Source organism: Collinsella sp. AM13-34, assembly GCF_003473055.1.
GTDB lineage: Bacteria > Actinomycetota > Coriobacteriia > Coriobacteriales > Coriobacteriaceae > Collinsella.
Genome location: NZ_QRLE01000017.1, coordinates 23,374 through 46,897, shown reverse-complemented (window position 1 = coordinate 46,897; position 23,524 = coordinate 23,374). Strand labels below are relative to the sequence as shown.

Annotated in this window: 21 protein-coding genes and 1 pseudogene; 11 read left to right on the top strand and 11 right to left on the bottom strand. The window is 62.1% G+C overall.

Going from position 1 to position 23,524, the window contains the following annotated elements; all coding sequences use genetic code 11:
• Positions 1-158: 158 nt before the first annotated feature.
• Positions 159-332 carry a LuxR C-terminal-related transcriptional regulator gene (locus DW151_RS07915; RefSeq protein WP_118335271.1) on the top strand — a complete coding sequence of 58 codons (174 nt, stop codon included), beginning with the start codon at positions 159-161 and terminating at the stop codon, positions 330-332.
• A 246-nt stretch (positions 333-578) separates the two neighbouring features.
• Here the strand turns inward: DW151_RS07915 and mgtA are convergent, their stop codons facing one another.
• Complete coding sequence (gene mgtA, locus DW151_RS07910) at positions 579-3,347, bottom strand: magnesium-translocating P-type ATPase (protein ID WP_118335269.1); 2,769 nt, start codon at positions 3,345-3,347, stop codon at positions 579-581.
• Positions 3,348-3,784: 437 nt separating this feature from the next.
• On the opposite strand from mgtA, the gene pyrE reads away from it, so the two are divergent.
• Complete coding sequence (gene pyrE, locus DW151_RS07905) at positions 3,785-4,468, top strand: orotate phosphoribosyltransferase (protein ID WP_118335267.1); 684 nt, start codon at positions 3,785-3,787, stop codon at positions 4,466-4,468.
• Between the two features lie 367 nt (positions 4,469-4,835).
• Positions 4,836-5,456, top strand: a complete 621-nt coding sequence (locus DW151_RS07900; RefSeq protein WP_118335265.1) for a helix-turn-helix domain-containing protein — start codon at positions 4,836-4,838, stop codon at positions 5,454-5,456.
• A 143-nt stretch (positions 5,457-5,599) separates the two neighbouring features.
• On the opposite strand, the gene DW151_RS07895 is transcribed toward DW151_RS07900, so the two are convergent.
• Positions 5,600-6,454 (bottom strand): MurR/RpiR family transcriptional regulator, encoded by an 855-nt coding sequence (locus DW151_RS07895; protein ID WP_118335263.1) that lies wholly within the window; start codon positions 6,452-6,454, stop codon positions 5,600-5,602.
• 337 nt (positions 6,455-6,791) lie between these two features.
• Here DW151_RS07895 and DW151_RS07890 point away from each other — a divergent pair, with 337 nt between their 5' ends.
• Together DW151_RS07890 and DW151_RS07885 are read left to right on the top strand one after the other, a co-directional pair.
• A complete protein-coding gene (locus DW151_RS07890) occupies positions 6,792-7,328 on the top strand; it encodes a PTS glucose transporter subunit IIA (protein WP_117629667.1) in 537 nt (178 codons plus the stop codon).
• Between the two features lie 235 nt (positions 7,329-7,563).
• On the top strand, positions 7,564-8,121 hold the full coding sequence (locus tag DW151_RS07885) for a hypothetical protein (protein ID WP_117634513.1): 558 nt from the start codon (positions 7,564-7,566) through the stop codon (positions 8,119-8,121).
• A gap of 430 nt (positions 8,122-8,551) precedes the next feature.
• Here the strand turns inward: DW151_RS07885 and DW151_RS07880 are convergent, their stop codons facing one another.
• The 8 genes from DW151_RS07880 to trxA form a co-directional block, all read right to left on the bottom strand.
• Positions 8,552-9,220 (bottom strand): HAD family hydrolase, encoded by a 669-nt coding sequence (locus tag DW151_RS07880; RefSeq protein ID WP_118335261.1) that lies wholly within the window; start codon positions 9,218-9,220, stop codon positions 8,552-8,554.
• Positions 9,221-9,325: 105 nt separating this feature from the next.
• Entirely contained in the window at positions 9,326-10,360 is a 1,035-nt protein-coding gene (hypE, locus tag DW151_RS07875; RefSeq protein WP_118335259.1) for a hydrogenase expression/formation protein HypE, read from the bottom strand.
• 48 nt (positions 10,361-10,408) lie between these two features.
• On the bottom strand, positions 10,409-11,521 hold the full coding sequence (gene hypD / locus DW151_RS07870; protein WP_118335257.1) for a hydrogenase formation protein HypD: 1,113 nt from the start codon (positions 11,519-11,521) through the stop codon (positions 10,409-10,411).
• Complete coding sequence (locus DW151_RS07865) at positions 11,521-11,781, bottom strand: HypC/HybG/HupF family hydrogenase formation chaperone (RefSeq protein ID WP_022094793.1); 261 nt, start codon at positions 11,779-11,781, stop codon at positions 11,521-11,523. The genes hypD and DW151_RS07865 overlap by 1 nt, the downstream gene beginning before the upstream one ends.
• Before the next feature lie 131 nt (positions 11,782-11,912).
• A complete protein-coding gene (hypF, locus tag DW151_RS07860) occupies positions 11,913-14,366 on the bottom strand; it encodes a carbamoyltransferase HypF (RefSeq protein ID WP_118335255.1) in 2,454 nt (817 codons plus the stop codon).
• A 58-nt stretch (positions 14,367-14,424) separates the two neighbouring features.
• Positions 14,425-14,919 carry a nickel-responsive transcriptional regulator NikR gene (gene nikR, locus DW151_RS07855; protein ID WP_117634502.1) on the bottom strand — a complete coding sequence of 165 codons (495 nt, stop codon included), beginning with the start codon at positions 14,917-14,919 and terminating at the stop codon, positions 14,425-14,427.
• A gap of 1 nt (position 14,920) precedes the next feature.
• Positions 14,921-15,169 (bottom strand): hypothetical protein, encoded by a 249-nt coding sequence (locus tag DW151_RS07850; RefSeq protein ID WP_117564540.1) that lies wholly within the window; start codon positions 15,167-15,169, stop codon positions 14,921-14,923.
• A 220-nt stretch (positions 15,170-15,389) separates the two neighbouring features.
• Positions 15,390-15,710: a thioredoxin gene (gene trxA / locus DW151_RS07845; protein WP_117629728.1), complete on the bottom strand. Its 321-nt coding sequence runs from the start codon at positions 15,708-15,710 to the stop codon at positions 15,390-15,392.
• A gap of 136 nt (positions 15,711-15,846) precedes the next feature.
• On the opposite strand from trxA, the gene DW151_RS07840 reads away from it, so the two are divergent.
• Complete coding sequence (locus tag DW151_RS07840; RefSeq protein WP_118335253.1) at positions 15,847-16,422, top strand: hypothetical protein; 576 nt, start codon at positions 15,847-15,849, stop codon at positions 16,420-16,422.
• A gap of 18 nt (positions 16,423-16,440) precedes the next feature.
• On the opposite strand, the gene DW151_RS07835 is transcribed toward DW151_RS07840, so the two are convergent.
• Positions 16,441-17,595, bottom strand: a complete 1,155-nt coding sequence (locus DW151_RS07835; protein ID WP_158571679.1) for a sensor histidine kinase — start codon at positions 17,593-17,595, stop codon at positions 16,441-16,443.
• Between the two features lie 103 nt (positions 17,596-17,698).
• On the opposite strand from DW151_RS07835, the gene DW151_RS07830 reads away from it, so the two are divergent.
• From DW151_RS07830 to DW151_RS07810, 5 genes and pseudogenes are all read left to right on the top strand, one after another.
• Positions 17,699-18,805, top strand: a complete 1,107-nt coding sequence (locus DW151_RS07830) for a hypothetical protein (protein WP_233503821.1) — start codon at positions 17,699-17,701, stop codon at positions 18,803-18,805.
• An 82-nt stretch (positions 18,806-18,887) separates the two neighbouring features.
• Positions 18,888-19,115, top strand: a pseudogene (locus DW151_RS10770) (transposase); the annotation flags it as partial.
• Positions 19,016-20,068, top strand: coding sequence for an IS3 family transposase (locus DW151_RS07825; protein ID WP_158551670.1), 1,053 nt, complete (start codon positions 19,016-19,018; stop codon positions 20,066-20,068). The pseudogene DW151_RS10770 and the gene DW151_RS07825, both read left to right, overlap by 100 nt.
• A gap of 994 nt (positions 20,069-21,062) precedes the next feature.
• On the top strand, positions 21,063-22,088 hold the full coding sequence (gene nadA / locus DW151_RS07815; protein ID WP_118335251.1) for a quinolinate synthase NadA: 1,026 nt from the start codon (positions 21,063-21,065) through the stop codon (positions 22,086-22,088).
• A 56-nt stretch (positions 22,089-22,144) separates the two neighbouring features.
• Positions 22,145-23,521 (top strand): L-aspartate oxidase, encoded by a 1,377-nt coding sequence (locus DW151_RS07810; protein WP_233543369.1) that lies wholly within the window; start codon positions 22,145-22,147, stop codon positions 23,519-23,521.
• Positions 23,522-23,524 lie beyond the last annotated feature (3 nt).

Here is a 23,524-nt window from a genome sequence, read left to right as displayed (position 1 = left end):
GAAGGGCCGCGTAGCGGTCCAAGAAATCGTCCGCAGTCCCAGTCTCCACAACTGGGACACATGGCCCATTTTTCATCCGGCACATAGGGACACTCCTTGCCGCGGGTAGTCATTGGGCGCTCATTGGGGACGTACTTAAATGAGTGGTGCTTAAATGAGTGGTGGAGGCCGCGGGGCCCACGTCCGATGAACGCTTCGATGCCTTCGTCGTCACCTTTGGGCTTACAAAGCGCGAGCGCGATATTCTTGAGGTCTTGGTCGTTTCGGACCAGAGCGTCCAGGACATCGCCACAACGCTTTTCCTCTCGCGCTCCACCGCCACATTTCCTTGATCAACAAAAAGACCGACACCGCCTCGCGTGTGGCCCTTATCAACTTCTTCTGGTCCTGGACACCCAAGGACTAGCTAATCCCCCAATAAGTTGCGGTGGAATAGTCCCTAAATTAAAGTCACGGGGCTTTAAGCGGGAACTATTTCACCGCAACTGCTGAGGGGATAGACTGCGACAGCGGCAGAGGCAGCGGCATCGGTGGCGGCAGAGGCAACGGCAACTGGCAGGGTGTTTTCCGTCTGCTTGCTACAGCAGCTCGCCGTGGCGGGCGATGTAGTGGCGCTTGGCCAGCTGAGTGAGTGCGATGTAGGCGGCGACGATGCCGATGAGCAGCGCGAAGAAGCTCGTCGGCAGCGGCGTGAGGCCCAGTGCATCGGCGATGGGGCTTGCCGGTAGCCAGGTGACGAGCACCAGGCCCAGCACGGTGAGGAGGCACAGCGCGGGCGCGGCGTGGTCGCGCGGGCGTGGCAGGCGCGGGGAGCGCAGCATGTGGACCACGAGCGTCTGCGACCACATGGACTCGACAAACCAACCGCTCTGGAAGAGCGCCGTAAAGGCCGCCATGCCTGCGACGTCGCCTATAGCGGCAAGCTCTGCCCAGCTTGCGCCCACGGCGGCGGGGCACACCACAAAGAAGAGCGCGGCGAAAGTCACGATATCAAACAGCGAGCTTACGGGGCCCAGCTCGAGCATAAAGCCCTTGATGGACGCAGCGTCCCAAGCGCGCGGGCGGGCAGCCCAGGCGTTGTCGACGGTGTCCCACGGCAGCGCGATGCACACGATCTCGTAGACCAGCGACAGCAGCACCAACTGCAGAGCGCTCATGGGCAAGAATGGCAAGAACAGGCTCGCGACGGTCACGGATAGCACGTTGCCAAAGTTGGAGCTCACCGTGGTCTTGAGGTACTTGAGCAGGTTGCCGTAGGTGCGGCGGCCTTCGATGATGCCGCGCTCGAGCACGCCCAGGTCTTTCTGGAGCAAGATGATGTCGGCGGATTCCTTGGCGATGTCGACGGCCGAATCGACCGAGATGCCGCAGTCGCTCGCACGCATGGCGGCGGCGTCGTTGATGCCGTCGCCCATAAAGCCCACAGTGTGGTCGAGCAGCTCGCGCATGACGCGCACCAGGCGCGCCTTCTGCAGTGGCGAGAGCTTGGCGAAGAGGTGGGTGTGCTCGGCGCGCTCGGCAAGCTCGGCATCGTCGAGCGCATCGATCTCGGAGCCCAGCAAGACGTTACTCGCGTCGATGCCGATCTGCTCGCAGACGGTGGCGGCCACGCGGTCGTTGTCGCCGGTTAAGACCTTGACCGCCACGCCCTTGGCCTCGAGGGTGGCGACGGCGCCGGCGGCACTTGCCTTGGGCGGATCGAGGAAGGCCAAAAAGCCCATCAGCACCATGTCGCACTCGTCGGCGATGCCAAACTCACCCACGCAGCGCGGATTGGTCTTTTGCGCCACGGCGATCACGCGCAGGCCCTCGGCATTGAGTTCGGCGACTTGCTTGCGAATCTGGGCGAGCTTATTTTCGCTGAGCGGCTGGGCGACACAGTCAACCTCGACAAAGGAGCAAATCTCGAGCATTTCCTCGGCAGCTCCCTTGGTAACCATCTGGGTTTTGCCCTGGGCGTCGGCGACGACTACGCTCAGGCGACGGCGTGAGAAATCGAAGGGCACCTCGTCGACCTTGGTATAGCGGTCGCGCAGGCTCTGGCCCAGCGTGGAGTCGGGCGCGACAGTCGAGGGCGTCACGTCGGCACGGTCGATGACGGCCAGGTCGATAAGGTTTTTGAGGCCGGTCTGGAAGAAGCTGTTCAAAAACGCATGGCGCAGCACGCGTGCGTCCTCGTTGCCGTCAGTGTTGAGATAGCGCTCGAGCACGATGCGGTCTTCGGTGAGGGTGCCGGTCTTGTCACAGCACAGGACATCCATGGCACCGAGGTTTTGGATCGCCGGCAGCTCCTTGACGATAACCTGGCGGCGGGCGAGGTCCTTGGCGCCCTGCGACAGGCTCGTGGTCACGATGACGGGGAGCATCTGCGGCGTGATGCCCACGGCCACGCTCGTGGCGAACAGCAGCGCGTCGATGACGTTGCCCTTGGTGGCAGCGTTGATGGCAAAGACGGCCGGCGCCATAACGAGCATGAGGCGCACGAGCAGCATGGAGACGCTCGAGACGCCGCGGTCAAACGCGCTCTTCTCGCCGCGCCCGTTGAGCATCTTGGCGATGCCGCCCAGGTAGGTGTCAGAACCGGTGGCAACGACAAGCGCCATGGCGGTGCCGTTTTGCACGGAGGTGCCGGTAAAGACGATGTTCTTGCAGGCAGAGAGCGGCAGCGCGGAGCTGTCGGCACCCTCGACGACCGCGGCGGCAGCGCTCTTCTCGACGGCCTCGCTCTCGCCGGTGAGTGCGGACTCGATCACAAACAGATCGCGTGCGGTGATGATGCGGGCGTCGGCCGGCACCATATCGCCGGCAGAGAGGCGGATCACATCGCCGGGGACGAGCTCGTCGAAGGGAATCTCGATGCGCTCGCCGTCGCGCAGGGCACAGCAGGTGTTGGAGACCAGGTCCTTGAGGGCCTCGGCCGCATTGCCGCTGCGGGCCTCCTGGATAAACTTCATGCCGCCCGATACCAGCAGCATGATGCCGATAACGATGACCGTGGAGGGGTCGCGCTGGGGCTCGGGCACGGCGAGCACGTCGATGTAGAGCGAGACCAGCGCGAGCGCGGCGAGGATGCCGGCGAAGGGGTCGATGAACGCGTCGGCGATGCGGCGGGCGAGCGTCTTGGTCGGTGCCTCGATGGTGTTGGGGCCGGAGACGTCCAGACGCTCGGTTGCCTGCTCGGCGGTGAGGCCGTCAGCGGTGGCGTCGAGCAGCACGAGGGCATCCTCGGCGCCGTGGGTGGCGGCGAATATGGTGTTCTTGGACATGCCGGTATGAGCGGCGGCGCGCGCCGTGCGGCGGCGCTTGGAGATGGCTTCGAGTACCGTAGCGGTTTTGAGCATCAGCATAGGGTCCTCCTTGTTGAAGGGAGTTAGCGTACGTGTCGTATTTGCTTCAAAAAACCTAGATGTCGCTCACGTCAAGCTCGCGAACCGCCACAAAGGGGACAGGCACCTTTGTGGTGGTTTTGACGATCGGCTGTTGGCGCTTATGCGCGTGCGGAATCCTCGCGGCGTGCCGAGGGCGACATGCAGGTTTTTCGACTATGACTGCCTTCCATGGCACACCTCCTTAAGGCCGGGCGCGGCGCGCTTTGGGTATCTCGTACCCGTTACAATCCGTCCGTATTCTTGATGAGGGGGTTTGTCGTGTCAACCCCAATGTTTGGAAAACCATTGCCCCTGACAAAGCCTTTACAGAACGCCGTGGCCTCAAAGCGCGCCCGCACCGACGCTTCGCCTGCGCTAAACTGGAAAGCACGTACGCAATTACGAGAGGAGCCCACATGGAGGCTTACAAGCAAGAGTTCATCAAGTTTATGGTCGAGTCCGACGTTCTTAAGTTCGGCAGCTTTACGCTCAAGAGCGGCCGTCAGTCCCCGTTCTTTATGAACGCCGGCGCTTACGTGACGGGCAGCCAGCTCAAGCGCCTGGGCGAGTACTATGCGCAGGCCATCCACGATAACTTTGGCGACGACTTTGACGTGCTGTTTGGACCGGCCTACAAGGGTATTCCGCTGGCCGTCGTGACCGCAATTGCCTACCACGAGCTGTACGGCAAGGAGGTCAAGTACTGCTGCGATCGCAAGGAGGCCAAGGACCACGGCGCCGACAAGGGCAACCTGCTGGGCTACGAGCCCCAGGACGGCGACCGCGTGATTATGGTCGAGGACGTCACCACCAGCGGCAAGTCCATCGACGAGACGTATCCCAAGGTCAAGGCTGCTGCCGATGTCGAGATCAAGGGCCTGATTGTGTCCCTCAACCGCATGGAGGTCGGCAAGGGTGGCGTGACCACCGCGCAGAAGGAGATCGAGGCCAAGTACGGTTTCCCCGTCGCGAGCATCGTCTCCATGGCCGAGGTCGTCGAGACCCTCTACAACCACGAGATCGACGGCAAGGTCGTCATCGATGACGAGCTCAAGGCCGCCATCGATGCCTACTACGAGCAGTACGGAGCTCGGGAGTAGTTACGCGGGTTTACCAACCCGCGTAACGGCTCGACGCTGCAAACCCGCCAGAGCGGCAATCTGCCTTTCAACTTCGGCGGCATGATCGAAAGATCAATGCCGCCTCGTTTCAAGGCACCTTGCTCGCTCTGGCGGGTTTTCGCTGTCGTTGCCAAAACATCGGCGTTGCCTTGGTAGTCATTGGGGACAGACATAAATGAGTAGTCATTGGGGCGTTCTTAAATGACTACTCAGGATGAGCGTCCAAAAATCCGCGCTCGTTCGATTGGCGCATGTCTACGCAGCGTAGGTTGTCGAGCCTGGCCTTCAAATGGATACTGACTGTCGAACCGGTTCACTCCATTTCTTCAACTTGATTGGACAGCCCATGAACCAGACACGGCAAACCAATGCTTCCCATACTTTTTTGGCAGCGCATGCCATCAAGCGGCTGCGCGAAGAGCGCGGCCTCACCCAGCGCGCCCTGGCGGAAAGCCTTGGCGTGACCGATAAAGCCGTCAGCAAGTGGGAATCCGGCCGCGGCCTTCCTGACATTTCCCTCGTTGAGCCTTTGGCCCAGAGACTCGGCATAAGCGTGGCTGAGCTTTTGGCTGGTGACATTCGGGCTAACGCCAACCGTGCAGGCAATATGCTCAAAGGCGTCTTTTACGTTTGCCCTATCTGCGGAAACGTTGTGCACGCGCTCGGAGAAGGCAGCTTTAGCTGCTGTGGCTCCACGATGTTTCCCCAGGAGGCCGAAGAGCCGGACGCGGACCATGCCTTTTCCATCGAGCGCATCGAGGACGATTGGTACGTCACGCTCGATCATCCCATGACCAAGGATCACTACATTAGCTTTGTGGCATATGCGACTATGGACGGCATCTGCTTTAAGAAGCTCTATCCAGAGCAATCGGTGCAGCCGCGCTTCCATATTACCGGGCGCGGCAGAATATTTCTTTACTGCAACCAACACGGACTCTTTACGTCGCTGACGCCTCGCAAATAACGGCTGTCTATCCGCCCTCCTCATGCGTTCCCAGGGGACCCAAAATGAGCGTGGATAATCTCCCGGTTTTGGCTCGGTGACGGCCTCAAAGTGGGAGATTGTCCACGCTCGTTAGTTAAGCGTCCAAAAATCCACGCTCGTCGCTACTTGAGCCCGGGCAGGCGGGTGTAGGGAAACGATTGCTCCAGGAACTCGGAGCAGCGGGCGTAGTCTTTGGCAAAGTAGCTGCTGTAGAGCGAATCGAGCACGTATTGCACGGCGATGTGGCACGCGAACTGTGTGATGCGGTGCGTCATGCTCTCGTGGTCGCTCACCGTGAGGTAGGCGGCAAAGCCGGGGTGAATACGCGCGCAATGAGGCGTGCCGATGACGATGGCCGGGACATGCCGACTGCTGATGATCGGCAAGATGTCCTTGAGGTTGGGGGCAAGGCCGCTGTAGGAGATAGCGATTGCCACATGGTCGGGGCCCGAGGCAAGCGCCGTGCGCACCTGGGCTTCGGCATTGTCGTGGCACGTCGCACTTTTACCGTCGGAGAGTAGGCGATCGCGGAACATTCCTGCTGGATAGAGGTTGTGCGAGCCCGTGAAAATATCGACCTGTCGGGCGTTCGCGATGAGCTTGGCGGCGTAGTCGAGCTGTGCGGGGTCGAGCAGCTCCTGCGTCTCGGCCAGCGTAGTCTGGTAGAGTCCTTCCATACGCTCCATGACCTGCGCGGGGGTGGACGTAGCATCGAAGGGAAAGTCGATGTCCACGTCGCGACGGTTTCCCGCCTCAGTTGTCAAGCGAATAAGCTCGACCTTGAGATCCTTGAAGCCCTCGAGGCCGAGCTTTTTGCAAAAACGGTGCACGCTCGCAACGGAAACGTTGGTGCGCGCGGCAAATTCCTTAATAGAAAGCCCGCGGATGTCCTCGCCGATGGCAAGGGCCGCAATGCCGAGTTGTTGCTCGGTGGGGGTGAGGCCCTGCGCCTCGGTAATCTTGCGTTTGATATCCATGCGAACTCCCACACTTGCCAAACCTGGCAAAAAGGAACGGGTTTATTTTGGCACGTTTCGGTCGGTATCAGGAAGTGTCAGGGACGGGGCGGCGGCGGTCCGTGGGCGCGAAAAGAAGTGTCGGGTTTGGCGCGCCCGCTTCTGCCCGTTCCGTGCGCAGACGATACTCGGCTTATCGAGGGTTAATCGACAATATGAGAACCACTGGGGAAAAGGTTTTGGGAAGGGCTTGAAAGGGCTTGCGATTCGAGCCCTCGCCTTAGTATTTTGGCCATTTGGCACTATAATCACCATAGGCATGCGCATAACGTTGCGCTGAATCAAGAGGAGAAAACGTATGGGTCTGTTTGACATGTTCAAGAAGAAGGCTGAGCCCGCGGCTGCCGCTGCTCCGGCCTCCATCTCTGCTTCTGCCGGCGCCGACGTGCTGTGCTCGCCCGTCAAGGGCAAGGTCATCAAGATGGCCGACGTGCCCGATCCCGTCTTTGGTGGCGAGGTTCTGGGCAAGGGCTGCGCCGTGTGGCCCGAGGACGATCTGGTCTACGCTCCCTGCGACGGCAAGGTGACCGTCACCATGGGTCACGCCGTGGGCCTGCAGTCCGATAGCGGCATCGAGGTTCTGGTGCACGTTGGCGTCGATACCGTCAACATGAACGGCGACGGCTTCGAGGGCTTCGTCAAGGCCGACGACGTCGTTAAGGCTGGCCAGCCCATGCTCAAGATCGACCGCGCCAAGATCGCCGCTGCCGGCTACAAGGACTGCGTCGTCGTGGCTGTGTCCAACACCGCCGAGTTCGCCGACGTCGAGCTCGCCGTCGAGGCTGACTCCGCTGTCTCCGCTGGCGATGCCATCGTCAAGGTCGTCCGCAAGTAGTCTGCGGCAACATAAGGGTGTTTTGGGGTGGTCGGGTTATCCGGCCGCCCTTTTTTATTGCAATGCGGCGGAACGTTTTATTGCGCGTTGGGCGGACCGGTAAACCGTTCGGACGTTAAATCGAGCCGACTGCGCCTTTGCTTTGCCGGGGGTGTTCGTTATCGGCTAGTATGGCCTTATTGTTACGACGCGCACCGCGTCGGGAAGCGCGGTGCCGCTTGTTGGGAGGAATGTCATGAAGAAGAAGCTGCTGCTTGCGCCCCTGATGGCTGTTCTGGTCGCGTGCGTGGTTGTGCTTTCCGGCTGCGGAGGTCCTTCGGTTGAGGAGCTCATCACCGAGGATCTTACGACGCAGTTTGACGAGGTCAAGAACGGTGGCGACGACTTCCTCGCCGGCCTGGAAGAGGCCTCGGGCGACGAGTTCGAGCAGCTGGGCATCGATCCCAAGGAGTACGCCAAGAGCTATCTCGAGGGCTTTGACTACAAGATCGGCGACGTGACGGTCGACGAGGACAAGGGCACCGCAACTGCCGAGGTCACCATTACCTGCAAGTCCATGAACCAGATCGTTGAGGATTTTGCCACCCAGTATCAGGAGAAGGTCGCCGCGCTCGATTCGATGCCTTCCGATGACGAGCTGTACAAGATGGCCGGTCAGGTTATGGTCGATGTGACCAAGGCTGCTAAGACCAAGGACACCAAGGTCACCTTCAAGTATTCCTGCAATGACGACGGCGAGTGGTCTGCCGACGATTCCGCAACCAACGAGATGATGAATGCGATGATGAGCTAGGGGAGTTACGCGGTAGTTCGTTACGGCGTTTTACCAAACGCCGTAACTGCCCGACGCTGCGCGGGCACCAGAGCGACAACTTGTCATTCAAAGAGGACGGCATGACCAGAAGGTCTATACCGTCCTCTTTTCATGCCAATTTGTTCGCACTGGTGCCCGCTCGCTGCCCGTCCTCTACCTGCGGCGTTGCCATGGTAGTCATTGAGGCGGCACTTGGGGACGTTCCTTTTCTGCCGGCAGTTGGGGACACTCCTTGTATCAACGCCGTATCAAATGCTCGGGAAAATGCGACCCGGTTTTTGGCCGAATTCCGGGTCGCGGTTTCCGGATGGGGCGGGTTGCGGAAACCGCGACCCGGAATATTGCTCCAAAACGGGATGCACTTTCCGCGTGGAAGAATTGTCGCAGCTGCGTTAAGCGGTGTCGCTCGCTACTCGCCCAAGATTAGCTCGGCGAGTTCGTCCTGCGTATCTACCACGTAGTCGGCGCCGGCGGCTTCCAGCTCTGCGCGGCCGCGGAAGCCCCAGCTGACGCCCGCGCTCTTAAGGCCGGCGTTGTGGCCGGTCAGAACATCGACATTCGAATCGCCCACATAGAGCGTGGTTGCCGGATCGGCGCCCAGCTCTTTCATCACATGCAACGTGACGGGTGCCTCGGGCTTGGGCGGAAATGCGCCCACACGGCCCTGTACCAGCGCAAAGCGATCGGGGCCAAAGTATTTCTCGATAAGCGGGGCTGCCGAAATATGATCCTTGTTGGTGAGCACGGCAAGCTGAACGCCCGCTGTGCGCAGACGGTCGAGCATCTCAATCGTGCCGGCGTAGGGTGAGGTGTGGTCCTCCTTGTGCTCGCCGTAATAGGCCCTAAACTCGGCAAGCGTCTGCTCAAACATACGGCCGTCGCCCGCATACTCGGCAGGCATAAAGCGCTCGACCAGCTTGAGCATGCCGTTTCCCACCTTGTAGCGGTACTCGTCTACGGCAAACGTGGGCCAGCCGTGCGTCTCGCAGGTATGGTTGCTGGCGGCCGCCAGGTCCTCGAGCGTGTTGAGGATGGTGCCATCCAGATCAAAGATCACATGGGAAAAAGCTGCTGCCATGGGTGCTCCTGCCGCTTGAGTTGTAAAACGCACCCCATGATACTGGGCATGCGTGCCGGGCATGTTTGGAATCTGAATATCTTTAATAGCCCTGAGCCTTTGTCGTTAGCAAATCCTCGGCAGTTGTTCTCCCACGAGCATGTCGAGGATGCGGGTCGAGCCCCAGCCGGTGCGTACGCGCACGGCGGGACGGGCGCCCTCGGCAAGTGGCAGCACGCGACCGATAATAGCGGCATTCTCGCCGTAGCGCGCGGCGCGCATGGCTGCCAGCGCGGCATCGGCCTGCTCGGCCGGCACCACGGCAACCATCTTGCCCTCGTTTGCTACCTGCAGCACGTCATAGCCGAGCATCTCGCAGGCTGCCTGCACGTCGGGGCGCACAGGCACGGCATCCTCGTCGACCTCCATGGCAACGCCGCTGGCCTGGGCAAACTCATTGAGCGTGGACGCCAGGCCGCCGCGCGTGGGGTCGCGGAAGCAGCGTGTTTCGGGTGCTGCGGCAAGCACATCGGCAATCAGGTGGTTGAGCGGCGCGGCATCGCTTTCGATGGTGCTCGAAAACGCCAAGCCCTCGCGTTGGCTCATGATGGCGATACCGTGGTCGCCCAGCGTACCCGATACCAGAATGACATCGCCGGGCTGGCAGTTGGCGCCGCTGAGCGCTACGCCCACGGGCACTTCGCCCACGCCGGCGGTATTGATGTAGACGCCGTCGGCCCCGCCGCGCTCGACCACTTTGGTGTCGCCGGTGATGATCGCCACGCCCGCCTCGTACGCCGTCTCGGCCATCGTTTGCACAATCTGGCGGAGCTTATCCATGGGATAGCCCTCTTCGAGGATAAAGCCGCACGATAGGTAGCGTACGTTGGCGCCCGAGGTCGCGACGTCGTTGACGGTTCCACATACAGCGAGGCGGCCGATGTTGCCCCCGGGGAAGAACTGCGGCGAGACTACAAAGCTGTCGGTCGACATGGCGATGCGCCCGCTCGTGGGCAGCGCGGCGACGCCGGCATCGTTGCCCTCGAGCAGCTCGGGCGACCCAAAGGCATCCAAAAAGACCTCATCGATGATGCGTTTCATCATCTGGCCGCCGGAGCCGTGGCCCAACAGGACAGTGCTATCGGTGGCAGTACGGGACATATCGAAAACTCCAATCGTGGGTGGTGCCGGTACGCGGGGGCGTCCGGGCTAGTCGCGGTATCTAAAGTACGCCGCGCAGCTGCCTTCGGAGCTCACCATGCAGGGGCCGACGGGGTGTTCGGGCGTACATGCGTGGCCGAACAGCGGGCAGTCGCTCGGTGTGATGGCTCCGCGAAGCACGTCGCCGCAGCGGCACCCGCGTGGCTCGACCGTCGCCTCAACGGGCACGTCAAAGCGGGCGCCGGCATCAAAGCGCGCGAATTCGGGTCGGATGGAAAGACCCGAAGCCGCAATCGGCCCCAGCCCGCGCCACGTGGTGTCGCATGGCTCAAACACCTGCTCGACCAGCTGGCGCGCTACGGGATTGCCGTCTGCATTGACGCCACGGCGGTAGGCGTTGTCGATTGCGGGCCTGTGCTCGACAATCATCTGGACCAGCATGCAGATGCCCTGCAAGATATCGACCGGCTCAAACCCGGTGACTACGCCGGGGGTCTCGAACTCATCGACCAAAAACCCAAAGGGTGCCAGGCCTGTGATGGTAGCGACGTGACCAGGCAGGATAAAGCCGTCGATGGCGGTCTCGGGGTCGTTGGAGATCGCACGCAGAGCCGGCGGCGTGGTCTTGTGAGCACAGTAGACCGAGAAGTTCTGGAGCCCGCGCGCGTCGGCCTCCAGGATAGCGGCGGCAATGGTGGGCGTTGTGGTCTCAAAGCCGACGCCCATAAAGATGACCGGGCGTTCGGGATTTTGCTCGGCAATGTCGAGTGCGTCGAGCGGAGAGTAGACGATGCGGATGTCGCGCCCCGCCGCCTTTTGCGCGGCAAGCGAGGTGGACGATCCGGGCACGCGCATCATGTCGCCAAAGGTGGTGATGATGGCGCCGTCCATCTTGGCGAGCGCGATTGCATGGTCGATATCGCGGTTGGCGGTAACACAGACGGGGCAACCCGGACCGCTCAGCAGTTTGAGCCCCGTCGGCATAATGGAGCGAAAGCCATAGCGGCCAATGCTCACGGTATGCGTACCGCAGACTTCCATAAGGTTGATGCTGCGGTTGCCGACAAGCTCATGAATACGATCGATGAGCTCGCGGGCCAGCTTGGGGTCGCGAAATGCCGAAAAGTCGATACCGGAGCGAACCGGCTGCGCCGCCGCCACTAGTATGCCTCGGCCGGGTTGCTGGCCAGTTGGTCTTCTTCGGCCAGTTCGGTCATGGCATTAACGAGCTCGAGCGTTTCTTGCGCTTCCTGCTCGTCGACGATCTGGATGCCAAAGCCGGCGTGTACGAGAATATAGTCGCCAACCTGCGCCGTCGGCACGAGACGCAGCGAAACGGGGCGCTCGATGCCCATCATGTCGACGGTCGCCTTAAGGTCGTCGTCGCGTTTGACCACTTTACCGGGAACGGCAAGGCACATAATGTTCCCCTTTTATACGTTTTGCGCTGGATAGGCGCCTAATTACCCATCAGTTGATGGTAGCGCTCGCGGGAGTCACGGGCAAACGCGTTACACCTGTGAGACGGCGGCGCGCAGACTGGCAAAACAGCCTATCGCAACGCCGTCTGCGCGAGGCGAGCGCGAGCGATGGCGGCCTGACCGTAGACGATGCAGCCGTCGTTGGCGGGTACAGCGTGGGGGACCAAGGCGGCAAGACCGGCGTCTTTGAGTTCGTGGGTAAGGAGCTGAAGCAAAAGCCGGTTCATGAACACACCGCCCGAGAGCGCGACGGTATCGAGGCCTTCGCGATCGCAGATCTCGCACGCGATGTGGGTCGTAGCGTGCGTAATGGCGATGTGAAACCCGAGGGCGAGCCGGTCGGCCGGCACGCCTGCCTCGATTCCGTTCAGAAGAGCTTCGATGAGCGGTTGGGGGTCCAAGATGGGGGAGTCGTCCGCAGACGTGAATACGCCTGTATGATTGCCGTCGAGACGAACGGGCTTACCGTCAAGCGCGCGCCAGGCGGCGGCTTCGAGTTCTATGGCGGGTTCGCCCTCGTAGGTTGCCTTGTCGCAGATGCCCAGAATCGCCGCCGCGGCATCAAAGAGACGCCCCATGCTGCTGGTACGCGGGCTGTTGATGCCACGCTCGATCATGGTGGCTGTCACGCTGCGTGTTTGCTCGTCGAGGGTGCCCAATAGCCCCGCGGCACCCGGATGCTCGAGCAGGCCGAGCTCGCTCAGCAGGGCAAAGGCATTGCGCCGGGCATCGCGCACGGATGCGGCTCCGCCTGGCAGCGCCCAGGTGCGCAGGTGCGCGGCGCGTTCAAAATCGGCAAGGCCGGCGATAAGAAACTCACCGCCCCATATGGTGCCGTCGGTGCCGGCACCCGTACCATCGAAGGCAATACCGAGGACGCGCGCATCGGGCGCAATCCGGCCAGCGACAATCGCCTCTGCCATTACGCTCGCGATGTGCGCATGATGATGCTGGATTTCGATTAGCGGCAGACTGTGCTCCCGTGCCCGCTCACGCGCCCACTGGCTCGACAGATAGCTGGGGTGCATGTCGCATGCCAGGGCGGCAGGCGTCAGGTCAAAGAGGTTTTCTAGACGTGCGCGGGCGGCGCTCCAGGCATCGAAGGTCGCGCCGTTTTCGACATCGCCGATATGCTGCGACACAAAACAGGCCACATGGCCGTCGGCGTCCTCGCGCGTGAGCGCGATCGTGGCTTTTTGCTGCGGCCCGCAGGCGAGCACGCAGGGTGCAGTGCCGTCGAGCGCCGGCAGCGACAACGGTTGCGGCGCATATCCGCGTGCGCGACGCACAGGCATGACGGTGCCGTCGACCACACGTACCACGGAGTCGTCGTAGCGTGAGAGAATCGCACGGTCGTTGCCAAGTAGCGCGTCGGCGATGCCGGCGGCAACAAGATGTTCCCATGCAAGGGCATCGTTGGTCTCGATAGGTTCCTCGCTCAGGTTTCCGCTGGTCATGACCAGCGCGTGCATGCCATGCGACGAGGCAGCTGCAAGCAGCAGATGCTGAAGCGGTGTATAGGGGAGCATGACGCCGAGCTCGGGTAGATCGTGCGCGACGGATGGCGCGAGTGTAAGGCCGTCGGGGGAATCTCCCTCGCCAACAGCACGGCGGCGCAGCAGCACAATGGGGCGGATGCTGCCGGCCAGCAAGTCGCGCTCGGCATCATCGACATGGCACAGGCGTTCAGTATCGGCAAGGCTGCGCACCATAACGGCAAGCGGCTTGTTGCTGCGGCGCTTGCGAAGGCGCAGCTCGACCACCGCCTGCTCATTGGCGGCGTTGCAGGCCAGATGGAATCCGCCCAGCCCCTTGATGGCGACAATACCGCCGCTGGCCAGCAGCTCGACACAGCGGTCAATAATGGCATCACTGGTTTCGCGCGTGCTGCCGACGGCCGGCATCGCCCCCAGACCCTCGAGCTCCATGTCGCCCGCCGCCTCGCGCCAGGTAATATGTGGCCCGCAGTCAAAGCAGGCATCGGGCTGCGCATGAAAGCGCCGGTCAAGCGGGTCGCCATACTCTGCGGCGCACTCGGGGCACATAGGAAAGCAAGCCATCGACGTGGCCGCTCGGTCATAAGGCAGCGACCGGATGATGGTAAAGCGCGGCCCGCAGTTGGTGCAGTTGATAAAGGGGTAGTGATAGCGTCGGTCGGCGGGGTCGAACAGTTCGCGCAGGCAGTCGTCACAGGTGGCGATATCGGGGGAGATGAGCGTCGTGTGCACGGTCTGATCCTGCGACGCTACGATACGAAAGGCCTGCTCATCGTCGGCAGCCCAAGCGTCTGGCTCCAGGTCTGCAACAGCGACATGCTCAACGTGGGCCGCGGCAGGCGCGTGCTCCGACAGCGCGGCGACAAATTCGTTGAGCGCCTCGCTCAAAGCATGCGCCTCGATGTGCACGCCATCGCCCGCATTGAGCACCCAGCCGCAGATGCCATGCGCTATAGCCTCGCGATACACAAATGGCCGCATGCCGACGCCCTGCACAATGCCCGTTACATGGATATGCACATGTCGCATGCGACCTTCCTTCGTTGAAACCTGTCCCTTTATGGCAGGTGCGCTGTGGGAAATCCCGCTACAGCCCCAGGCTCTGCTTGGTGGCGGCGCACGTGAGCTCGCCGTGCTTAACGCCGCGCAGCCCCAGCAACCGGTCGGCCAGCTCGTAGACACGCTCGCCGCGACCCTTGAGCGCCAGAATCTCCAGGCAGTTGTGGTGGTCCAGATGCACGTGCATGGTCGAGACGATCTCGTCGGTGTAGTCGTGCTGCACCTCGTCCAGACGGCGCGTCAGATCGCCGGTATGGTGGTCATAGATCATGGTGAGCGAACCGATGACCTGCTCGTCGGGCGTGCGCATCTGTTCCTTGGCGATCGAGGCGCGAATCAGATCGCGTACGGCCTCGGATCGGTTAGCCACGTCACCACGGCGCGCGATCTGCTCGTCAAAGCGGCGCAGCAGGTCGTCGGGCGCGGTGACCGAAAAGCGGACCAGCTCGGAGCTGGAGCCGCTGTAGCGGCAGCTCGCATCGTCGTCCGCACCGTGATCGTGCGCGTGCTCGTGCTCGGCCACGTTACACCAGTTTCACAGAGCCGACGGAGTTGTGATCTGCCTCGATGGCCTCCTCGTAGCCCTCGAGCGCATCGTGCGCCTCGTGCAGCGCAGACATGGCGGCCTCGAGCTTGGCGCCAATGCGCTCCATATCAAAGTTCTCGGTCGCATGCAGCAGCTGATGGCTCCACTCGTGAGCGAGCTCAATGGTGTCGTCGACCTGCTTGACGCTCATGGCAAGCTGGCTCATGTTCATTCCGACGTCATGCATAGGAATCTCCTTTTGTACGGGGCGATATGGTGGTTCAGATTCTACTACGCCCGCCTTGGGCGCCGCCGCATAAGAAAACGGGCGCGAGTCCGTCTGACCCGCGCCCGTTCACTGGGGGCTGTTTGTGTCTACCATACTATCCGTGGTCGCATGCCTTGCGTTTGGCACTCCGGTGAGCGGTGCGAAACCGCTCATGGACGGCAGACAAGTAACAAGCGTATTACAGATGTTTCTCCAGCAGTGCCTGAAGTCTTGCCTTGGGCAAGGCGCCGACCGAGCGGTCGACCTCCTCGCCGTTCTTAAAGACGATCAGCGTGGGGATGCTCATGACGCCAAACTTCATGGCCAGGTCCTGGTTGTCGTCGACGTTGCACTTGGCCACAGCCAACTTGCCGGCCAGCTCGTCGGCAACCTCGTCTACGATGGGCGAGAGCGAGCGGCAGGGGCCGCACCACGGGGCCCAAAAATCAACCAGTACGGGCAGGCTATCGTTGACGACAGCGCCGAAGTTCTCGGGGGTAATCTGCTTAATGTCAGCCATGGTGACCTCCATAATACGACGCGGCTCGGCCGCGTAAAACTCAGTACGACCGTGCTTATACCCAGCCGCCCGCAAAGCAACCACTCGCGGGCAGCTCTTTTATATAATGGTGGGCACGCAAACGATTGGAGAGCGCATGTCCACGTCACAAAGCCAGAAAAAAGAAGCCATCGCCCAGGCGGCCGAGCAGGAGCTAACATCGCTTGCGGTCCGTGGCGTGCGCATCGTGGGCAACGCGTGCTCGCCGATCGTACTGGTCAAAGGCGATTTGGACGAGGCCGAGCGTTCGGGTGGCGAGCTTGCCGCCGGCCCGGATGGCGCCGCGTTGCGCAAGGCGCTCGGCGCCATCGGATATGCCCCCGAGGATTTTTGCGTGCTGGCAAGCGTCGCCGGCGCGGGCGACGGAGCGGTCGCGGCGGGCGAGGCCCTGACGTGCGATCTGTTCCGCGAGGCGCTGGAGACCTTAGACCCCGAGGCGGTGCTGCTGCTGGACAACAGCGCGGCCGATGTCATGCGCGAGACCTATGCCGATATGCTTGTGGCGATTGATGACTTTGACACTGCCATGCTCAAGCCCGGCCTGGTCGCCCATGTGCAGGGGCGCCGCGTGCTGGCGCTCGACGGTTTTGAGGCGGCGCTCACCGACAAGGCCGCCAAGCAGCGCATGTGGGCCTACATTAAGCAGCTGACCCCGGCGGCTGCACCGCTGTAGCGAGGCTGGCGGCAGCTCCTACATTACGGCGCGCAGCTCAAACCGGTCGCCGTTAATGCGGAACTGGCAGTTGCCGTTCATGCGCTCGACGGCAAGTTTAATGCTCTTGGTGCCAAAGCCGTGCCCAGTGTGCTGAGCCACGGGCATGCCGTCGACCATGTGCGGCGCACGGCCAAACGTGTTGGAAACCAGCAATAGAAGCTGACCGTCTTCGTAGCGAAGGTCCAGGTCGACAAACCGCTTGCCTTCGGGGGCGGCGCTCGCCGCGGCGATGGCATTGTCCAGGGCGTTCGATACCACACTGAACAGATCGGCATCGCCCACGTGGACGGTTTCGGGCACGGCGGCTCGCAGGTCGGCGGTGATGCCGTGCGCGTTGATGTCCGCGGAAAGCGACGAGAGCGCAATGTTGACCGTTTCGTTGGCGCAGTAGCGGCGCACAGCGGTGCGGTCGTTGGTCTCGCAGAGCGCGTCGATGCGCTCGAGCGCCTCATCGGTGTGACCCTCTTCGATCAGGGCCGCAAGACCGCGCAGGTAGTGGCGCATGTCGTGACGGAGAACCGAGAGCTCGCGTCCGGACTGGCGCCAGGCTTCGAGCTCTTTGATGGCCGCGCTGTCGCGGGTCGCGAGCATCCAGCGCTCGCGCTCGGCGATTTCCTTTGCCTCGTATTCGCGAAGGTAGACGGCAAGAAACATAAGGTAGAACGCGCAGAGGGCGAACGCCAAAAACTCAACGGTTACTACCGAGCCCGAGTGGAAGAGCGTGGTATAGACGTTGGTGGCGTAGTCGAAGATGTAGTAGACGAGCGGCAGGATGAGCAGAATCTCCAGCTCGGTGGGGCTTTTGATCGCCAGGCGGGGGCCGATGTCGCTTGCCCAATGCAACAAGACGGCAAAGACGCCGAGCGTGGTGATGATGCGCGCCACGTAGTACGCGACCTGCGAATCGGTGACGGCGAATGCGGCGATGCCCATCCAGTTGCTAAACTGGCAGCTCAGGTAGGCACTGGTAACGCCCAGGATGGCGAGCAGGGGACTCAGGCGATAGCGTACGCACAGGTAGACGACAAGCGGCAGATGCACGACGAGCGGGTAGGCCTGTCGGGCGAAAAGCTCGCCGCCAACGGCGTTGGCAAGGCCGAATGCGCATCCGGTTGCGGCGCCGACCCCCACCAGCTTCCACCGTATGCCGAAAACACCCGGACGATGCCGTGCAGATCGCTTCGCTCTGCTATAGTCTCCCAAATTCACGTTTTCTATTGGGATGGTGGTTAATATGGGCGACATACTCGAATCGTTCCTGCGCGTGGCGATGGTGGTGTTCATCGTCGGTCCGCTCACTGCATGGGTCGCCCGTCGCGGCGCGCGCGAGCGCAGTGAGGCGACGGACAGCCTCGATCGCTTCACGGTGCGCATGCCCGCTGCCATTCGCACGATCATCGCCTGCTGCGCCGTCGCGTTCGAACTGCTCATGCTGGGTGTCTACGTCTGGCAGGGCGTCTCGTTGGGCGAGTGGGACCACGAACTTGTGTGGTTCGGTCACGCCATGGCGCTCGCGGGCATGGCCATCTGGGCCCTGCTGAGCATCCCGCGCATCGACGTGGACGGTGAGCGAATTCTCTCGCGTAACGCCTTCGGCATCCGCAAGGAGACGACGTTTGGCAACATCACCCGTGCAACGCTTCACACGCAGATGATGAGGATCGACCTGTTCGAGGGCGACCGGAAGTTCTGCTCGATAAGCCTCGAGGGGGTGTGCTCGCTCAACCTCCTCGCCCGTCTGGAGGAAGAGGGCATCGAGGTCTCGGACGCTGTTGACGGCCCGATGACCAAGGCGGGTCTGTGTTGGTCTGCCATCAAGCCGTTGACGATTGTTTTCAACGGTATGGCGCTCGTCTTCTCGCTCGTGATCGCCTTCATGGCTGTTTTCACCGACGCCGGTGCTCGTCTGCTCCTGCTCGTCCCATGCCTCTTCCTGTTCATAGGGGGACTCCTGCCTCTGCTCATGCTCAGCATGCCCGCCCGTGGTATCTACGAGATCGGCAGACAGGAGCGCGAACTCGGTTTCTCCTTCGCCGAGGAGATGGCGAGCCGAGGTGCCACGGGCACCTCGCTTGTCGACGACGATTGGTTCATCGAGATCAGCAACGCCCGCGTCGTGGCGTTCCGCCGCGATTATCTCAAGAAGGTCACGGCGCACGAGGATAGCGAGAGCGGCGACCGTTGCACGGTGACCACGAAAGGCGGTCGCAAAATCAAGGTGTACGCAGCGGGCAGCACGCTCGAGGACCTGCGCTCGTGGTTCAAACAGGGTGCCAAGGCCAGAAGCACGCTCGACCGTGCAGAGGACGTGCTCGAGACGACGTCTGATTGGGTTGTCTGACCTGTATCGTCTTTTCGGACACGCATGCTAGAGGCCCAATCCTTTAGAATGCATTCATCGACGACCGAGAGGACGGTATGCTATGTCCAACCCAGCCGCCAAGTACACCGACGAGTTCAGGCGCGAGACCGCCGACTACATCATCTCGACGGGCAGGCCGATAACGGAATGCTGCGCAGAACTGGGCCTGAATTCCAAGACCGTGAACAAGTGGGTGCAGAGCCGCCGGCGCGAGCTTGCCGGCGGGCCCGACCCCAAGGCCGAGGACCGCGAGCTTCGCGAGGCGAAAAGGCGCATACGCGAGCTCGAGATGGAGAACGCCTTCTTGAAAAAAGCCGCGGCCTTCTTCGCCAAAAGCCAGGCGTAGCCGCATGCTACCGGATGATGTTGGCGGAGAAGGCCGAATTCCCGGTGAAAATGATGGCCCGCGTGCTCGGCGTGAGCCGATCGGGCTTCTACTCGTGGCTCTCCAACGGCTGCCCGCGAGAAGACTGGTCGGCCGAGCGCGAGGCGGTCCGGCGCGTGTGGCTGGAGTCGGACCGCAGGTTCGGCTTCCGGTTCGTGAAATGCTTCCTGCCCGGCGAGTTCTCCGGATTGACCCTGTACAGGGTGCGCAAGCTGATGCGCGAGCTGGGAATACGCGGCTGCACGCCCAACGCCAGGAAGCGCACCACCATCCCCGACCCGAAGGCCAGGCCCCGGCCCGACCTGGTGCGCCGCGACTTCACCAGTCCCGTTCCAACCTGCAAGCTCGTGGGCGACATCACCTACCTGCGCACCGGCGAGGGATGGCTGTACCTGTCGACGGTCATCGACCTCAACACCCGCATGGTGGTGGGCTGGTCGCTCTCCGAGCGCATGACCGCCGACATCGTGGTTTCGGCGCTGGCGTCGGCCAAATCGCGCGGCTACGTGGCCGGCAACGCGATATTCCACGCCGACCGCGGCGCCCAGTACACCAGCAGGCTTCTGGCCGAATGGGCGCGCGACAACGACGTGCGGCTGTCCTGCAGCCGCGCCGGCAACTGCCACGACAACGCGGTGGCCGAGTCGTTCCTCGCCACGCTGAAGAACGAGATGTACTACAGGCGCAGCTTCCCGACCAGGGATTCCGCCAAGCACGCGGTGGTCGAGTTCATCGAGGCGTACTACAACCGCCGAAGGCCCCGCTCGACGATCGGCTACAAGGTGCCGGCCGAGGCCATGGCGGCCTTCTTCGAGAGAACCGAGCCCAAGCTCGAGGCCATGCCTATGGCCGCTTGATTTCTCGAGCATGCGTGTCCGAAATCTTGACACAGGTCAGAAGGCCTCGATGCCAGCGCTGCGCCGATATGGGGCAGCGGCCCCCCGTTGGCCGCCATGGCCCTGACTTCCGAGCGTATGCTGGCGCCGCTCGTCTTAAGACGTTGACCTCCATCCGGAGCCTGCGGTTCTCGCGCTCGGGCTCCAGGATCCGGTTCTACTCGGGCGTGCGGTTGTCGGCGGCGCGCGGCGAGCCGGTCTCGTTTATCGACTTGACCCGCCTCTCCACGGTGCTCTTGTCGAGGTCGCACTCGTCCATGGCCTCGCGCCTGGGCTTTCCGGCGTTGTGGAGATCGACTATCTTCCTCTTGAACTCGTCGGTGAAATGACTCGGTCTGGGGCCGGTCGAGGCCGAGCCCCCGGTCCGGCTGGGGTAGCATGTCGCTGCGGACCATTGTCTTTCCTCTCGTTGAATATCTAGGCGCTGACGATTCTAGGCGATGGCCCTCTCTTGCTTCTTACACCTCGATTGTGCTCGCTACCCCCAGCGGGCCCGGATCGAGCGATTCGGGCCCGCTTTTGGGGTCTGCCGGAAGCCCGGTGGTCAAAAAAGGCCAAATATGAGTACTGTTACCAGTTTAGTGGCAGCCAAATGGCCTCCAAAATCGGTGCCAGCGGCCAAAAGCGCATCGATTTTCGTCCGTCAGAGTCACGATCGGGCTCCAAACAAGGCGATTTTGCTGATCTGGACCGGAAAATCGCTGCTACTAATTTGGTGACAGTACTCATATTTGGCCTTTTTTGACCACTGCCTCTCGGGCCAGGACAAAACGGGCTGCTCGAATCTTGGGGCGGGTCCATTTTCAACTATCCTCAGCTTGCCAGTTCGAAAATGGACCCGCCCCATGATTGAATCTTTATTTCAACTTTACACCTGGCTTTACAGCTGTCTTGTCAGCTGTAAAGTCAGGTGTCATACTAAAGCCCCAAGATTCGCCAAAAGAGAGGGGCCTTGATGGCACAGAGCGCGAACATGGATGCATCGGAGCTTGCACGCGACATTGCGGCCGGCCTGGCATCGGCAACGACGGCAACGGAGCGCGCGGCACTGGTGCCCGCAGAGCTCGTCGAGGCCATTCAGCAACTAAAAACCCAACGTGACGCGGTGATTCTGGCGCACTACTATGTGGCGCCCGAGGTCCAAGCCGTTGCCGATTACGTCGGCGACAGCTTCTACCTGGCAAAGCTTGGCAAAAGCCTGCCGCAGCAGACTATCGTGCTGTGCGGCGTGGAGTTTATGGGCGAGAGCGCCAAGCTGCTCAACCCCACCAAGACCGTGCTGCTGCCCGAGCCGGGTGCGGACTGTCCCATGGCGCACATGGTCAAGCGCGAGACGGTCGACGCGGCGCGCGCCGAGTACGGCGACGACCTTGCCGTGGTCTGCTACGTCAACTCGACGGTCGAGATCAAGAGCTGGAGTGATGTGTGCGTCACCAGCTCCAACGCCGTCAAGATCGTGTCCGAGCTGCCGCAGCAGCATGTCCTGTTCATCCCCGATCAAAACCTGGGCCGCTTCGTAGCCGAGCAGGTGCCGCAAAAGCACGTCATCCTCAACAATGGCTACTGCCCGCGTCATCACATCATCACCGTCGAGCAGATCGTCGACGCGCAGGAGGCGCATCCCGACGCGCTCGTGCTGGCGCACCCCGAGTGCAAGGCCGACGTCCTGGCCGAGGCCGACTACATCGGCTCCACTGCCGGCATCATCAAATATGCCGAGGAGTCGGACGCGAGCGAGTTCATCATCGTGACGGTTCGCGGTGTGCTCTACGAGCTCGAGCGCCGCTGCGAGGGCGCCGGCAAAAAGTTCTATTTTCCCGCGGTGCAGCCTACCTGCGTCAACATGGATCTCATCACGCTCGAAAAGCTCGTGCACTGCCTGGAGACGGGCGAGGGCGAGGTGCAGATTGGCGTGTCGGACGAGGCCGCCGATCAGGCCAAGCTCACGCTCGACCGCATGCTCGAGTACGCGGCGCGCTAAGCCAATGTGACATGAGGGATCATCCCTTATGTCACATTACAAGGGAGAGGATTCCTGTGGAAACCAAACAATACTCCGACATGGAGTGCGACGTCGTCATTGCCGGTTGCGGCGTGGCGGGCCTGTATGCGGCTCTCAATCTGCCGACGAGCACGCGCGTAATCATGCTCTCCAAGGGCGCCGTCGATGAGTGCGATTCGATGCTCGCGCAGGGCGGCATCTGCGTACTGCCCGAGGGCTCTGACTACGATGCCTTCTTTGAGGACACCATGCACGCCGGCCATTACGAGAACCGCCGCGAGAGTGTTGACATCATGATTCGCTCGAGCCGTTCGGTCATCAACGACCTGCTGGCCATGGGCGTGGACTTTGAGCGCAAGACCGACGGCAGCCTCGACTTTACCCGCGAGGGCGCGCACAGCCGCCCGCGCATCGCCTTCCATGCCGATATTACGGGCAAGGAGATTACGACCAAACTGCTCCAGGCTGTCCGCAAGCTGGACAACGTGCAGATTCTCGAACACGTTGCCATGACCGATATCCTGACTGCCGAGCGCGATGGCTCCACGGCGTGCACCGGCGTCGTCGCCGTTTCCGTGGACGAGGACAACTCGGTTCGTCCCGCCGACGAGCTGACAAATGCCGCCGAGGGCGTGCATGCCGGCGAGCCGTTTAAGATCCATGCCCGCCACACGCTGTGGGCAACGGGCGGCATCGGCGGCGTATACGATCACTCGACCAACTACCCGCAGCTCACCGGCGACGCCTGCTACATCGCTCAGGAGCATGGCATTAAGATGGAGCACCTGGACTACGTGCAGATTCATCCCACGGGGCTGTTCTCGCCGCAGCCGGGCCGCACCTTCCTGATCAGCGAGAGCTGCCGCGGCGAGGGCGCAATTTTGCTCAACGCCGCCGGCGAGCGCTTTACCGACGAGCTGCAGCCGCGCGATGTGGTCGCCGCCGCTATTCGCGAGCAGATGAAGCTCGACGGCACCGAGCACGAGTGGCTGAGCTTTGCCCCCGTCGAGCGCGACGTGGTGACCGGGCACTTTGCCAACATCCGCGCGCGCTGCCTGGAGGACGGTCGCGACATCCTGGATGATCCCATTCCCGTTACGCCCACGCAGCACTACTTTATGGGCGGCGTGTGGGTCGACAAGGACGGCCGCACCTCGATGCCCGAGCTCTACGCCGCCGGCGAGACGGCTTGCAATGGCGTGCACGGCAAGAACCGCCTGGCTTCCAACAGCCTGCTCGAGGCGCTGGTCTGGGGCCGCCGCGCCGCGTGGTACATGCGCACAGGCAAGTCGCTGGCCGTGGAGCAAGCCGGTGAGCCCGCACTTGACGGGCGTCACCGCGCCCTGAGCGCCGATACCCTTGCAATCGATGATTTGGCCCGTGCCGCCGGCACGCAGGCCGTGGAGGAGTAGACC